Source organism: Alicyclobacillus shizuokensis NBRC 103103 (assembly GCF_001552255.1).
Taxonomy (GTDB): Bacteria; Bacillota; Bacilli; order Alicyclobacillales; family Alicyclobacillaceae; genus Alicyclobacillus_G; species Alicyclobacillus_G shizuokensis.
The window spans coordinates 26,240-40,603 of sequence record NZ_BCQV01000011.1 but is presented as its reverse complement, the minus strand read 5'-3'; the positions used below and the strand labels follow the sequence as shown (position 1 = coordinate 40,603).

Below are 14,364 nucleotides of genomic sequence, written 5' to 3'. Positions count from 1 at the left end.
TGGTGGACCAGTCCGGGGTTACGGCGCGATGCCAAACGCCTCGGCAATCAGTTCGTACGAGCGCAAGCGCGACTCGAAACTGTCGGTGATGGTCACGAGGATCCACTCATCAATGCCGTAGGCCTGGGCCAAGGCGGTCAACTGTTCGCGCACCTGAGCCGGGGTCCCGAACACCATCCGTGCCCGGTTGTTTTCCACGCGCCGGCGCTCCCACGGTGTGTACGAATACGATGCGGCGACCTCGGCGGTCGGAATCTCGCCGCCGCGGCCCTGCTCCAGCCACAGCAGCCGCAGGTCCATGATGGCCGCCAACTGCCGGGCCTGCTCTTCGGTCTCGGCGCAGAGCGCGAAGATGGCGGCGTTGGCCTCGGGGTGATCCAGGTACGGGGAGGGGCGAAACGCCTCTTTATACATCCGCACCACCTCAGGACCGCCGTAGCCGTTGATGAACTGTGCGAACGAGAAGCGAGTGCCGAGCGTGGCCGCGTAGTAGGCGCTGGCGTCGCTGGACCCAAGCAGCCACACCTCGGGCGCTCCAGAGCCCACAGGCATGGCGTGAACGCCGTGGTATCTGTGATCCGCTGGGACATCGTCATGCAGGAAGTGGATGAGAGTCTGCACCTGCTCCGGGTAGTCGTCGATGGATGCTTTGCCTCGGTCCTGCATCGCCCGCATGGTGCGCATGTCGCCCCCCGGCGCCCGCCCGAGTCCCAGGTCCACCCTGTCTGGGTAGAGAGCGTGCAGCATGCGAAAGTTTTCCGCCACCTTCAGTGAGCTGTAATAAGGAAGCAGGACGCCGCCGGATCCTATCCGAATACGCTGGGTCTTGGCGCCCAGATGGGCCAGCAGCACCTCTGGAGTGGTGCCGGCCAGTCGTTCGGTGTTGTGGTGCTCTGACACCCAAAACCGGTGATACCCCAGTTGCTCCACCGCCTGCGCCAGGTGCACCGTCTCCTGCAACGCCGCCCGTGGGGTCACGCCCGGTCCAATGGGAGATTGGTCGAGTACGCTCAGCTTCATCTGCATCGCCCCTGACTGAAAATCGTGGTCGAGAAGGCCGCGATGGCTTGTTTTTGCCGTGGGTCGGCCGCCTGCAGCAAACCTCCCCTTTGAAGTGTACTCCTCTTCGGGAACTCCTGCGAATGGCCCGTCTTTCCGTATGGTGTGTGTCCAGGCAGGTCCGTTGCCCCATCAGGGCGAATAGGTTACCCTGTGCAGGTGAGAGACGGATGGGGTGGAGGTTGGACATGGTTTCCTTATTGACCTGGCTGCACCTGGCGGAGTCCATCAAGAGCGAAATTCAGCCCCACATCTTGGCGCGAGGGCTCCAGTACCTGGCGGACAACCGCGTTACGGCTCTGGCCATGGAGGGCACCCTGGTCACCGCCACCGTGGAGGGGACCGAATCCTACAGCGTCCAATTGGATGTGGACGCGTTTCCAAAGCATAGCGTGTGCACCTGTCCGTATGGGGACCTGTGCAAGCACCTGGCGGCCGTCGCCCTGCAGGTGTTGGAAGAGGCCGGGGTCACATTCGACGCCCTGAACGACTTGGTCCATGGATCGAGACTGCAGGGCTTGGACAGCGTGGCCCGACACCTAAAGGTATCCGATGAGGTGGCTCCGGCGGGCGACTTCCGCCCAAACGCGGCCTTGACCGACTGGGCACTGTTCGTGGAATCGCAGATCGACAGCCTATCTTCCTTTGGGTATTACCACGGTTACGAGCTGGAACAGGTCTGTGAAGGCCTGCTCCAGCAGACGAAGTCGTGGTCTCCCAGCCAACGGCAGTTGGCCGCGGTGGTCGTGCGCGTGGTGGCGTTGGCGAAGCGGTTGGAACTGGGACAGGGCGGGCAAACCCCGATCTCCTTGTCCTATTGGGTTCGCTCTGCGGCCAACGAGGTTCGGAAATTGGAGGAGAACCTGCGCCAGCTCGCGGCCATCGGGGACGACTTACATCTCCTGGATGAACGACAGGTGGGAGATTGGATAAACTGGCTGCACGAGCGCTTCTTCGATCAACTAGGGGAGCTCCCGGCGTCTGCGGCGGCGCTCGAGTGGATGTGGCTGCACTGGCTGCACCGGTATCCGGAGTTGTTGAAACAAGAGCGGGTGTACCTGGAGCAGCAGGCGCGGCGCCTGCACGTGCGGGGATTCACCGCCAGTGAAGAGTGGGTCTGCGTCCGTCGGATGCAGGCGCTGTTGCAAATCCTCGCCGGTGAGGAGGATACGGGCCTCCAACAGCTGGGCGAGCTGGAGGCGGCCGATCTCGATGGGACTGTGCGCGTGTTGGTGGCGCTGGAACAACGCGGCCGATGGGATCTGTGCGGGCGCACACTCAGGGATGTCAGCGCCTTACTGCGGCAGGGCGAGGCATGGGCGGGTGTGTTTGCGGAGCATTGGATGGCGTTGGCGCACCACGTGGAGAGCGCGCAGAGGGCGTGTCGCGATTTTCTTCGCGCGCATCTTCCGACCACCGCCACCCAGTATCGTTACTACCTGCTGCAGCATGCCGCTTTTGTCGACTGGGCGGACTACGTCATGACGGCCGGGGGGCTCGATGCGGTGTCGAGCGACGAGCGCAAATGGGTGGAGCAAAGGGCGCCGGAGGTGCTGCTGCCCATCCTGCATCAGCAGGTCCATCGCCTGGTTGAACAGCGCACCCGCGAGCATTACCGCCTGGCCTGCCGGCGCCTCAAGCAATTGCGCAAACATTATCGCAAGCTGAAACAAACGGATGTCTGGGAGGCGTACATTGGGCGGTTCACGGCCCGCCACCGGCGCCTGCGGGCGTTGATGGAAGAGATGGAAAAAGCCAAGGTGATGCCGCAATGACCACCATCCAGATGGACCTGAAGCGTCTAGCGGACGGCGCGGTGTGGTTAGGTCCGGCTGAGCTGAGCGCACCCATGTCGACAGACGAACTGGCGCTGCGGGTGTTCGCGTGGGATCCTGATTCTGTGTACGGGACCTGGGTCGAAACGGAGACCTGCGACGGACGCATCGGCTTTCGTCTGTCCCCGGCGCATGCGCTGCGCTATTTCCGGCGTCCCCACTATCACCGTCACACCGACTGGCGCTGGTCCGATTCCTGTCAAGAGGCGTTTACCTGGGCGCCTGTACTGGCCCAGGCTTTGGACGAGGGCCGCTTTGAGCCGGCGCTTCGGCGCCAACCACCGCAGTCGAGCGCGGAGGACAGTGAATGGGCTTCGGCGCCGGCCGCTCACCCGCAGGCGCCCAACCTGACCTGGCGCATCTTGTGGCCGCAGGATTCGACCCCTCCCCAGCCACTGCGGGCGACGCTGGAGGCGTGGGGCAGCGCGGTGATCTGGGAGGAGGTAGCCGCTCACCCCGAGGTACAGCAGGCGTGGGAAGAGGTGCTTGCGACGCGGCCGCTGTTGACAGCGCGCAAGCTGCCGTCTTGGATGGAGGGTGAGGAGTGGCTGGCGTCTATCGGCTGGGACGCCTATGTTTCTCCCGTACAGCCCGCCCTGCAACTGGTCGATCCGCCCGTCGCCGAACAACCTTGGCTGTTACGCCTGGTGTTCAAGGCGGACGCGGAGCCAGGGCGGTTGTGGACCGCGGCCGAGGCGCGGGCGGACGCGTCGTTTCCGGGAGAATGGCTGGCGGACCTGGAAGCGGCGCAGCAGCGCGCCCAGCGTTGGTTGAGGGAAGACCCGTGGCTGCTGGACCTTGACTGGCGGGACGGCATCGCTTCCTTGGATGCTGCCGGGGCGTGGCGGTTCCTCACCGAGTCCAGTCCGCGCCTGAGCCAAGCCGGCTGTGAGGTCATGGTCCCCGCCTGGTGGGGATTGGATAAGGCGATAAAGCCGCAGGTGCGCGCCCATATCCAGCTTCCACGGGGCGGTCGCACATGGGTAGGACTGGCCGAGACCCTGGCCTTTGACTGGAAGGTGGCGCTTGGCGGGGCGGAATTGGACGAGCGGGAATTCTGGCGCCTGGTGGACAGAAACCAGCGTCTCATCAACCTCGACGGCCAGTGGCTGGTGCTGCACCCAGACTATCTTCGGCGCTTGCGTCGGCGCTTGGATTCCATGCGCCGACGCGGTCTGACGATGATGGACGTCCTGCAGCACGCGCTGCTGGAGGGCGCGAATGGCCAGGACGCGGCCGTTCAGCCCGACATTGGCGGGGGCGCGGACGAGGTGGACGGCGCTGTGCAATTTGTATTCCCGGCGGCTATGCAGAAGACTCTGCGCGGCCTCGCCCATGTCGAGGGGGTTCCGCAGCGCGAGGTTCCCGCCAGTTTTCGGGGCCGGTTGCGCCCCTATCAGGAGTTGGGGTTTCGCTGGCTCTGTTGGCTGCGGGAATTGGGTTTAGGGGCCTGCCTGGCGGATGACATGGGTCTGGGCAAGACCGTCCAACTCATCGCCTATCTGTTGGCCTGCGACCGCCAGGATGGCCCGGCATTGATTGTCTGTCCGACCTCGGTGCTCGGCAACTGGCAGAGGGAGCTGCGTCAGTTCGCACCCGAATTGCGCGCCTATGTCCATTACAGCAGCAACCGAATGCGCGGTGATGCGCTGGCCGCAGCGGTGGAGCAGGCGGACGTCATCGTGACCACGTACACGGTGGCCCACTTGGACAGGAAGGACTTGGAGCGGATTCGCTTTGGTACGGTCTGTCTGGACGAGGCGCAGAACATCAAGAACCCTGCGACCAAGCAGGCGCAGGCTGTGCGCCGGCTTCAGGCGAGACACCGCATTGCGCTTACCGGCACACCGGTCGAAAACCGCCTGAGCGAATTATGGTCGTTGTTTGCTTTCCTGAATCCCGGCTACCTGGGGAGCTTGAAAAGCTTCACCGAGCGTTTCGTCACCCCGATTGAGCGGCATCAGGATGAGGCACGCACGCGCCAATTGCAGCGGTTGGTGCAGCCGTTTTTGCTGCGCCGGATGAAGACGGATCCCTCGATTAAACTGGACCTGCCGGATAAGACGGAAACCCGCGAGTATGTCCACCTGACTTCCGAACAGGCAGCCCTATATCAGACCGTGTTGGATGAACTGCTGACCACCATGGACGGGCTTCCGGCGATGCAACGCCGGGGCTTGATTCTCGCCGCTTTGACACGGTTGAAGCTCGTCTGCGACCATCCCGCCGTCTATCTGAACGAGCGGGGACGGCGTTACAAGGGTCGTTCCAACAAGTTCGACCGGCTGCTCGAGATGGTGGAGGAACTGCGGCTGGAAGGCGACCAGTGCCTCATCTTCACGCAGTTCCTGGAGGTGGGGACGATGATCCAGCAGGTGCTTGGCCAGCGGCTGAAAGAACCCGTGTTGTTTCTGCATGGAGCGGTGCCGCAGGCGGATCGGGAAGAGATGGTTGCCCAGTTTCAGGATCCGACCCATCCGGCTGGGGTCTTCGTCCTTTCGCTGCGGGCGGGAGGCGTCGGACTGAACCTGACGGCGGCCAACCACGTGTTTCACTTTGACCGCTGGTGGAACCCAGCTGTCGAAGAGCAGGCGACAGACCGCGCCTACCGAATTGGACAGCAGCGGCACGTGCAGGTGCACAAGTTTGTCTCGATGGGGACATTGGAGGAGCGCATTGACCAGATGCTGTTGGAGAAGACGGCATTGTCCGAGCGGATTGTCGGTGCCGGGGAGCAGTGGTTGACCGAGCTGTCCAATGAAGAGCTGAAAGAGCTGTTCAGTCTCAGGAGGGAATGGGTCGGCGAATGAGATGGCCCGAAGCTTGCGCCGGCGGACAGGTCGGAGGCTCTCTCCGCCGGGCAAGGCGCTGTTGTGATGGTCGGGAGATTATGACCGGCCTGACATCGATTCACGGCTTGAAGAACGAGATTGGAGTGTTGGTATTGGCGAAACGTCGGCGTTGGTGGATTGCACTGCTGCTTTCTGTGGGTGTCATCATCAATTATTTCGACCGTACGAACATGTCCATCGCTACGCAGCCCATCACCCAGGAATTTCATCTCACAGCGGGACAGATGGGCATCTTGTTGTCTGCCTTTGCGTGGTCCTACGCATTGTTGCAGATTCCCGCCGGGACCTTGCTCGACAGGATTGGTGTCAAATGGGTGACGCGGATGGGTACGATGGTGTGGACGATAGCCTGCGTCCTCACCGCGATAGCGACCGGGCAAGGCTTGGTCATCCTCTCGCGCGTTCTGCTGGGCATCGGGGAAGCCCCGTATTTCCCTGCCTCCACGAAGGCGACGGGCTATTGGTTCCCTCGCCATGAGCGGGGACGCGCCGTCTCCCTGTTCGATGCGCAATCCAAGTTTTCGAACGCCATCGGCGCTCCCTTGCTCGCTCTGGTTGTCACTCACTGGGGTTGGCGTGGCGGTTTTTGGTTCACAGCGGCGCTGAGTGTATTGTATGTGGTTCTCTTCTGGGTGAGCTACCGCGATCCACACGAAGACAAGCGTTTGTCGAAGGCCGAGTATGCCTACATCGTGGAAGGCGGGTCCCAATCCGAAGGAGAAGCGCCCGGTGGCGTATGGGACAACATCCAGTTTCTGCTGACGCAGCGGAAAGTTTGGGGCGTCTTCATCGGTTTCGCTGCGTACGGCTACTCCTGGTGGCTCTTTTTAACGTGGCTGCCCGGTTACCTGGAAACGTCGCTGCATATGTCCATTCTCAAGACCGGGTGGTATTCGGCGATACCGTGGCTCGTCGGGACGATTTCGGAGTTGTTGATTGGCGGCTGGCTGGTGGACAAGCTGGTGAACCAAGGGCATGATTCCCTGCGCGTGCGCAAGACCATTCTCGTCATCTGCATGTTGCTTGGGCTATCGGTCATCGGCGCGGCGCTCACCCATAAACCGATTGTGGCGGTCACCTTCATCTCCATCGCGCTGGGCTCGCTGGTCATCACCTCGTCGATCGCGTACAGTATCCCGACCTTTATCGCGCCCAAAGGTATGGTGGGCTCGCTGATTGGAATTCTGACCTTTGGCAACAATGCGATGGCCATCGTGGCCCCGATTGTTACGGGATTTATTGTGCAGGCCACCGGATCGTTCATGTACGCCTTCTTGCTCGCCGCTCTCATTCTGGTGGTCGGCATTCTCAGCTACGTCTTCCTGTTGACCGATTTGGATCCGATGGAGTACGGTTCCGGTCGGTTGACGGGGCCCGCTGCCGAGGATATTCAATCCTAGCAGCCGGACAGTCTGTACGCAATCGGCACGTCCGCTGGCAGAGAGGAGGCTTGCTGTGATGAACCATCGGCAAAGACACCCGTCCGAGCCCGACACCGTTGCGCGTGGCCGTGGTCTCGGCGCGGCCCACTCAGGGTCAGACGCCCCCAAGCGGACGAAAGCGCGGTCAAAGACACGCTCGGCGGATGAGGAAACCCCGGATGTCCGCCTTCCTGACGGGGTCTCGGCCGAGTGGCAGCAATTCTACCAGGCGTGGATCCGTGCCTGGCGAAACGGGCGCCGGTAAATGGGCCTGGCTGCTGTCATCTCTTCCCCCATGCGCTTCGACTCGGGCAAAAACCTCATGAAAACGCTGAAGTTGCACCTAGACCCGATGAACAAGGGAGTGTAAACTGGCGTGGAGGTGACGGCGGCACGTGAGCGACGATACATTGGGGACGTATGTGCGGGTGGCTGGATACGGCTATCACGACCGTCCGTATTATTCGGTGAAGCGGGAAGGTTTTACGACCTATTTGCTGCGCCTGCAGGTGGAGGGTCAGGCGGAGACCGTGATTGACGGCCGGCGCGTCCCGCTTGGGGTTGGGGACCTCCTGTTGCTGGCTCCGAAACAGCCGTACGAGCTGCGCATCGGCGATCCGTCCGCATACCAGACACCGGTGCGCAGCGCGGACTATTACATCTTCTGCGACGGGCCTTGGCTGGACGCGTGGTGGCGGAATCGTTGCCGGCCGCGTCTGGCGACGATTCCCTTGGATGACGCGATGCTCTCCTTGTGGCGTCAGGTGGCCTGGGAGAAACGGCGAATTGGCCGCACCGATGAGCGTATCAGCGACTACCTGCTGCGCGTGCTGTGCCTGTTCATCGACCGCAGTCTGGACGAATGGCAGACCCGCGTGGTCAGTCCGGAGTCGTTGGCAGCCCACCGTATGAAACGGTTTATTGAGCAGAATATCGGCGACGAACTCACGTTGCAGGATGTCGCAGACGAGGTCGGCCTGAGCGTATCGCGGGCGGTTCATCTGTTCAAGGAGACGTTTGGCTGCACCATCGTTCAGTACATCGTGGATGTGCGGCTGAAACTGGCGTCTGACCGCATCCGCTTCAGCGCCATGACACTGGAGCAGGCGGCAGAGTCGGCCGGGTTTCGCAGTTATTCCTATTTCTACCGGGTGTTTCGGGATCGTTACGGTGTCTCTCCGAAACAGTACCGCCAGCAGATGCAGTAAGCGACGAATGGCGAAACATAGCCAGATCTGAAAAGTATGCAACCAGATACGTCATTCTCAACCCTCCCCGTTTGTGGTTAAATCTCAACTACGTTGTCAATTCTCCGTCACATCAGAGTGCGGAGAGGAAAACCGCCCTGGTCACTCAGGGCGCAGATGCATGGGGAGGGCTTTGCTTGGCGGGAGAGTTTCGACGATTGTCCGACTTTTACCGTCCCTATCTACCCTGGATGTACCTGAGCATGGGCCTGTTGGTGGTCACGACCGTACTGGGACTGGTTTATCCTTACTTATTAAAGTTGATTGTCAATCGGGTCATCATCGGCCATGCGTACGGGGACTTACCCTGGTTGATTGCGGCAATTTTGGCCGCTGCCCTGGTGAAAGGCGTGTTCAACTTCGGGCAGCAGTACACCGGCCAGTTATTTGGCAGCCGCACCGCCTACGACTTGCGCAACGCACTGTACCATAAACTCAACCGGCAGCCATTCAGCTGGTATGACGAAATCCACACCGGGGATCTGATGTCTCGCTTGACGGCGGACCTGGACGCGTTCCGGATGTTTCTTGCGTTCGGCATCAACAACCTGGTCAATCTGGGGCTGATTGTCGGCTTCAGCATGGCGATGATGTGGTGGATGAACGGCTGGCCGGCGCTGGTCATGCTCTGCCTGATGCCGGTTCTTGGCTTCGCCGGGGTGTTCTTCGACCGTCGGCTGCACAAAGCCTTTCGCCGTATCCGCCAAAGTCTCGGGACGCTGAACTCGGGTGTGCAGGAAACCATCATGGGCATCCGTACGGTCAAGTCGTTCGCCAAGGAAGACTTCGAGCTCGACAAGTTCACCCACCGCAATGACGACTACTTCGATTCGAACCTGAGCGCCAGCAATATCTGGAAGTGGTTTTTCCCCGTGGTGGGCATCACCGGAAATGTCGGCATCGTGCTGATTCTGCTCGTGGGCGGCTGGTTGGTCATGCATCAGCACATGGAGCTGGGCGACCTGGTCGCGTTTCTGAGTGTACTGTGGTACATCCTGTGGCCTCTGGCGGATCTTGGGTTCTATCTGAACAACTGGACGCAGGCGCGCGCCGCCGGGGGACGGCTGCTCGAAATCCTTGAGGCGCCGGTGGACATCACCACGCAAAACGGCGTCCATCGCTCGCCGATGCGTGGCTGCGTGTGTCTGGAGCACGTGAATGTCGACTACGGGGAGAACCGGGTGCTGGAGGACATCAACCTGGAGGTGGCTCCCGGCGAGACCGTGGCTCTGATGGGTTTGACCGGATCGGGAAAGTCGACGCTGGTCAATCTGCTGCCCCGGTTCTATGACGTCAGCTCCGGCCGTGTGCTGGTGGACGGCATGGATGTCCGCCAGTGGGATCTCGAGGCGCTGCGACGCAACGTGGCGGTCGTGTTCCAGGAGCCGTTCCTGTTCTCCACCACCATTTTCTCCAACATTGCCTACGGCCGCCCGGACGCGACCTTGGAGGAGGTCAGGCGGGCAGCGCGAATGGCGGACGCGGCCGAGTTCATTGAGCAGTTGCCCGATGGCTATGCGACGATTGTCGGTGAGCGCGGCATGGGGCTCTCCGGCGGCCAGAAGCAGCGCATCGCCTTGGCCCGGGCCATCCTGCAGGACCCGTCCATCCTCATCCTGGATGACGCGACCAGCGCGGTCGATATGGAGACGGAGTATCAGATTCAGCAGGCGCTGCAGGAGGTCATGCGCGGGCGCACCACATTCATCATCGCGCACCGCATCTCGACGCTGAAACGAGCGGATAAGATCCTGGTGATTGACCACGGCCGGATTGTCGAGCGGGGAACCCATAAGGAGCTGCTGGCGCGGCAGGGGCTGTATCGGCGCATCTTCGACATGCAGTTCCGCGATTACGACACTCACCTGGCTGCGGTGGCTGGTGGATTCTCGCCGCCAAAGGGAGGCCATCATGTGTAAGTCGGACGTTCAGGCAGACCTGCGGGCTCCGTTTGTTTACCGTGAAGACGAGCGGATTGAGAAGTTTGATTGGGGGCAGATCCGCCGGCTGCTCGGGTATATGCTGGCGTATCCGAAGGTGATTGTCTTCGCCTTCACCGCCACCTGTGCGACGGCCTTGGTCACGCTGGCCGCACCGTATGTGGTTGGGCGCGTGATTGACTCGGCCATCGCCACCGGTCACACCGGCCGGCTCATCACCTACTGTGGCGTTCTGTTGGCGCTCTATGCTGTCAACTTTTATGCCAGCAACCGGCGTATTTACTACACCAACCTGTTAGGACAGAACGTCATTCGCGATTTGCGCCGGCAGCTGTTCAGCCATGTGCAGAAACTGTCGTTGACGTTTTTTGATAATCGACCGGCCGGATCGGTGTTGGTGCGCATCATGAACGACGTGAACTCGTTGCAGGACCTGTTCACGAACGGGGTCATCAATTCCATCACCAACATGTTTACGCTGGTCGGCATCATCGTCATCATGTTCAGCCTGAACGCCAGGCTGGCGCTGGTGACGATGGTCGTGGTGCCGTTCATGTTCCTGCTGTCCCTGCGACTGACCGTCAACATCCGCCGGGCTTGGCAGCAGGTGCGGCTGCGCACGTCGAAGATGAACGCGCACCTGGCGGAGAGCATTCAGGGCATGCGCGTGACCGAGGCGTACGCGCGGCAGGACGAGAATCAGGCCTTCTTCGAGGACATGAACCGGGACTACATGCGCATGTTTCTGCGCGCCCAACGGCGCAGCATCGTGTTTAGTCCGTTGGTGGACCTGACCGGAGCGGTCGGTAGCGCGTTGCTGTTCGGCTATGGCGTTCACCTGCTGACCGCGGGGGAAGTCACGGTCGGTCTGTTGGTCTCGTTTGCCAATTACCTGGGAAATTTCTGGACGCCAATTGCCCAGCTTGGCCAGGTCTACAATCAGTTGTTGGTGGCCTCCGCATCGTCCGAACGAATATTTCAGTATCTGGATACCCAACCCATCGTACAAGACGCTGTGGACGCCCCCGCGTTGCCGGCGATTGAGGGGCGGGTCGAGTTCGTCGACGTGGAATTCGAGTATGAACCTGGCCGCAAGGCGCTGGATGGCGTCAGTTTCCGTGTGGAGCCGGGCGAGACGGTGGCTTTGGTCGGCCACACCGGCGCCGGCAAGAGCACAGTCATCAATCTGCTCTCCCGCTTTTACGATCCGACTGCCGGCGTCATCCGCATTGACGGCCAGGACATCCGCACGGTTCAGACCGACAGCCTGCGTCAGCAGATTGGCATTGTGCTGCAGGACACGTTCATCTTCTCGGGCACCATCATGGACAACATCCGCTACGGAAATCCGTCCGCCAGCGACGAGGATGTGATAGCCGCCGCCTGCGCCGTGTATGCGGATGAGTTCATCCGTCAGATGGAGAACGGCTATCACACGGAGGTGCGCGAGCGCGGCAGCCGGCTGTCGATGGGCCAACGGCAGTTGATCTCGTTCGCCCGCGCCATCCTCGCGGATCCCAAAATCCTGATACTGGATGAGGCCACCGCCAGCATTGACACGTATACGGAACATCTCATCCAAAAGGCGCTGGAGGTGCTCCTCTCCGGTCGCACCGCGTTTGTCGTGGCGCACCGTCTGTCAACCATTCGCGAGGCGGACCAGATCCTGGTGTTTGATCACGGCCAGATTGTCGAGCGTGGCACGCACACAGAGCTGATGGCGGAACGTGGCCACTACTACCATCTGGTCGAGGCCCAGTACCGGTTTTTGGCGTGATGCAGGTGGTGGGCACGATGGGGAACAACATGTCGAGAACAGACTACGTGCGCATGTCATGTGGCTACTTTTTCGTCTACGGTACGGTCGCGGTGTTTGGACCGTACTTCAATTTGTATCTCGGACTGCACGGGCTCGATGGTCAGCAGTTGGGGGACGTGTTGCGCTGATTGTCGCATGTGCCGAACAAGTGTACCGTGTTTACAAGGTAGCCTGGCTGCCATTCACGGCTGTGGCGACTGTGTTGTTGACCATCGTCGGGTGCATAAAGGAGCGCGGGTGCAGGCGTAATCGCTCGCCGCGTGGTCCAGGGAAGTGGGGGAAACATGTGAAGATTGGGTTGAACCAGTGGTGTTTTGGCGAAGGAGCACCTCTTAACTTGGTGTTTGAGGCGTGCGCGAGAGCGGGGGTGGACGGCGTGGAGTTGAACCTGCAGCCATCCGGGGTGCAGGGGTTGACGCTTGACAGTTCCCCGGCCGACGTGCGGGCGATAGACAAGCAGGCGAAGGCGGTCGGGCTGGAACTGAAAAGTTTGGCCACGGGGCTGTTGTGGGATTTTCCACTCTCTTCTCCAGATGCCCAGGTCCGCACAATGGCTCGCAGTATTGTTCGCAAGCAGTTGGAGATTGCGTCGTGGCTTGAGATGGACGCCGTTTTGGTTGTCCCGGGCGTGGTGACGCCTGAAGTGTCCTACGACGAATGCTATGAGCGCAGCCTGGCGGAATTAGCGGCGCTGGTGGAAGACGCGCGGAGCTTCGGGGTGAAAATCGGGATTGAAAATGTGTGGAACAAGTTTTTGCTCTCCCCTTTGGAGATGAAGCGTTACGTGGAATCGGTCGGTTCTTCCTGGATAGGGGTGTATTTTGATGTCGGCAACGTCCTTGCCTTTGGGTATCCCGAGCAGTGGATTCGCATACTGGGGGATCATATCCTCAAGGTGCATGTCAAGGACTTCGCTGGAGCGGTAGGCAATATTCACGGCTTCGTGCCGCTCTTGTCGGGGGACGTGGCTTGGCCTGCCGTGCTGCAGGCGCTCCAAAGCATCGGCTACGACGATTATCTGACAGCCGAGTATACCCCTTATCGCCACTTCAGCTCGCAAATTGCTGACGATGTGGTCCGCCAACTGCGCTGCATTCTGGGCGGATAAATCCTGTTTTCACGAACGGGCTGGTTATCAGAGGAACCTATGCGGTTCCGAGTCGCAATAAGGCCATGTCCGGGAGTGAATGTGACTCCTCTTTTGGACTTGCGGCGGATATTTCCGACGTATGATAGAATTGTGGAGATAACATTCCCTGTGGAGATGGGTGTATGAACAAAGCAGGCACCGGTCAACGGTCTTTGACGATGATTAGCAGCGTATATCCGTCTCTGTCCAAGGCTGAGCAAAAGGTGGCCGATGCGGTCCTGGCCGATGCGGAGACTACGGTATATTCTTCGGTCACCGATTTAGCCGAAAAAGCCGGTGTGGGCGAGACTACCGTCATCCGCTTCTGCCGTAAGCTCGGGTATCGCGGTTTTCAGGAGTTTAAACTGGCGGTGGCCCAAGACCTTGTCTCTCCGAGTCAGCACGTGCACGGACGTATCGAAGACTCGGATGACGTCCCGACCATGGCCGAGAAGATCACGGCGCATAACACACAAACCCTGCAGGATACGCACAGCCTCTTGCAGGAAGCCGAGTTGGAAAAGGCATGCTCGGCATTGGCTCGCTGCCAGCGCGTGATGTTTTTCGGTGTGGGTTCCTCCGGAATCACTGCGGCGGACGCCAAGTATCGGTTCATGAGGCTAGGATTTCATGCGGATTGCGCGTCCGATGCGCATGTGATTGCAATGAACGCGTCTATGGTTACACCTGAGGACGTGGTGGTCGGCATTACGACGTCTGGGAGCACCAAGGACCTGGTTGACGCGGTGAAGATGTCCAAGCAAAACGGGGCCTATGTCATCTGCATCACCAATCACGCCCGTTCCCCCATCACTCAGTATGCGGACGCCATCCTTTTGGGGGCGGCAAAGGAAACACCGCTACAGGGAGGAGCGTTTTCTTCCAAGCTGGCACAGATCCACGTACTCGACATCCTGTCCACGGTGGTCGCCATGCGCCATCGAGAGTCCGCATTCCGTTCCTTGAACACCACGGCGAAATCCGTGCTTGATAAGCTGTATTGAGGAAATTGCCCGTCCAAGCTGCGCGCGCGTGGGCGGGCCGGTGCGGATGCTCCGGAAC

Annotated in this window: 11 protein-coding genes; 10 read left to right on the top strand and 1 reads right to left on the bottom strand. The window is 60.6% G+C overall.

Features of this window, described 5'->3' with window-relative positions; translation table 11 throughout:
• Positions 1-18: 18 nt before the first annotated feature.
• Positions 19-1,026 carry an LLM class flavin-dependent oxidoreductase gene (locus ASH01S_RS05840; protein ID WP_067925024.1) on the bottom strand — a complete coding sequence of 336 codons (1,008 nt, stop codon included), beginning with the start codon at positions 1,024-1,026 and terminating at the stop codon, positions 19-21.
• Positions 1,027-1,229: 203 nt separating this feature from the next.
• Here ASH01S_RS05840 and ASH01S_RS05835 point away from each other — a divergent pair, with 203 nt between their 5' ends.
• The 10 genes from ASH01S_RS05835 to ASH01S_RS05795 all read left to right on the top strand — a co-directional run bounded on the left by ASH01S_RS05835 (position 1,230) and on the right by ASH01S_RS05795 (position 14,306).
• The gene (locus ASH01S_RS05835) at positions 1,230-2,834 is read left to right on the top strand and encodes an SWIM zinc finger family protein (RefSeq protein ID WP_169794189.1); all 1,605 of its coding nucleotides are present in this window, start codon (positions 1,230-1,232) and stop codon (positions 2,832-2,834) included.
• On the top strand, positions 2,831-5,704 hold the full coding sequence (locus ASH01S_RS05830; RefSeq protein ID WP_067925019.1) for a DEAD/DEAH box helicase: 2,874 nt from the start codon (positions 2,831-2,833) through the stop codon (positions 5,702-5,704). The genes ASH01S_RS05835 and ASH01S_RS05830 overlap by 4 nt, the downstream gene beginning before the upstream one ends.
• Positions 5,705-5,784: 80 nt before the next feature.
• Positions 5,785-7,146: an MFS transporter gene (locus ASH01S_RS05825; protein WP_067925017.1), complete on the top strand. Its 1,362-nt coding sequence runs from the start codon at positions 5,785-5,787 to the stop codon at positions 7,144-7,146.
• A 58-nt stretch (positions 7,147-7,204) separates the two neighbouring features.
• Entirely contained in the window at positions 7,205-7,432 is a 228-nt protein-coding gene (locus tag ASH01S_RS05820) for a hypothetical protein (RefSeq protein WP_067925015.1), read from the top strand.
• Positions 7,433-7,562: 130 nt separating this feature from the next.
• Positions 7,563-8,375: a helix-turn-helix transcriptional regulator gene (locus ASH01S_RS05815; RefSeq protein ID WP_067925012.1), complete on the top strand. Its 813-nt coding sequence runs from the start codon at positions 7,563-7,565 to the stop codon at positions 8,373-8,375.
• Between the two features lie 176 nt (positions 8,376-8,551).
• Positions 8,552-10,333, top strand: a complete 1,782-nt coding sequence (locus ASH01S_RS05810; RefSeq protein ID WP_067925009.1) for an ABC transporter ATP-binding protein — start codon at positions 8,552-8,554, stop codon at positions 10,331-10,333.
• Positions 10,326-12,131 (top strand): ABC transporter ATP-binding protein, encoded by a 1,806-nt coding sequence (locus ASH01S_RS05805; protein ID WP_067925007.1) that lies wholly within the window; start codon positions 10,326-10,328, stop codon positions 12,129-12,131. Before ASH01S_RS05810 ends, ASH01S_RS05805 begins: the two co-directional genes overlap by 8 nt.
• Positions 12,132-12,148: 17 nt before the next feature.
• Positions 12,149-12,301, top strand: coding sequence for an MFS transporter (locus ASH01S_RS19215; protein WP_245628945.1), 153 nt, complete (start codon positions 12,149-12,151; stop codon positions 12,299-12,301).
• 158 nt (positions 12,302-12,459) lie between these two features.
• Positions 12,460-13,281, top strand: coding sequence for a sugar phosphate isomerase/epimerase family protein (locus ASH01S_RS05800; protein WP_067925004.1), 822 nt, complete (start codon positions 12,460-12,462; stop codon positions 13,279-13,281).
• A 164-nt stretch (positions 13,282-13,445) separates the two neighbouring features.
• Positions 13,446-14,306, top strand: coding sequence for a MurR/RpiR family transcriptional regulator (locus tag ASH01S_RS05795; RefSeq protein WP_067925003.1), 861 nt, complete (start codon positions 13,446-13,448; stop codon positions 14,304-14,306).
• Positions 14,307-14,364: the final 58 nt, after the last annotated feature.

Coding starts and splice junctions, on each gene's coding strand:
- ASH01S_RS05840 (WP_067925024.1), bottom strand. CDS start 1,026: ATGCAGATGAAGCTGAGCGTACTCGACCAATCTCCCATTGGACCGGGC.
- ASH01S_RS05835 (WP_169794189.1), top strand. CDS start 1,230: ATGGGGTGGAGGTTGGACATGGTTTCCTTATTGACCTGGCTGCACCTG.
- ASH01S_RS05830 (WP_067925019.1), top strand. CDS start 2,831: ATGACCACCATCCAGATGGACCTGAAGCGTCTAGCGGACGGCGCGGTG.
- ASH01S_RS05825 (WP_067925017.1), top strand. CDS start 5,785: ATGACCGGCCTGACATCGATTCACGGCTTGAAGAACGAGATTGGAGTG.
- ASH01S_RS05820 (WP_067925015.1), top strand. CDS start 7,205: ATGAACCATCGGCAAAGACACCCGTCCGAGCCCGACACCGTTGCGCGT.
- ASH01S_RS05805 (WP_067925007.1), top strand. CDS start 10,326: ATGTGTAAGTCGGACGTTCAGGCAGACCTGCGGGCTCCGTTTGTTTAC.
- ASH01S_RS19215 (WP_245628945.1), top strand. CDS start 12,149: ATGGGGAACAACATGTCGAGAACAGACTACGTGCGCATGTCATGTGGC.
- ASH01S_RS05795 (WP_067925003.1), top strand. CDS start 13,446: ATGAACAAAGCAGGCACCGGTCAACGGTCTTTGACGATGATTAGCAGC.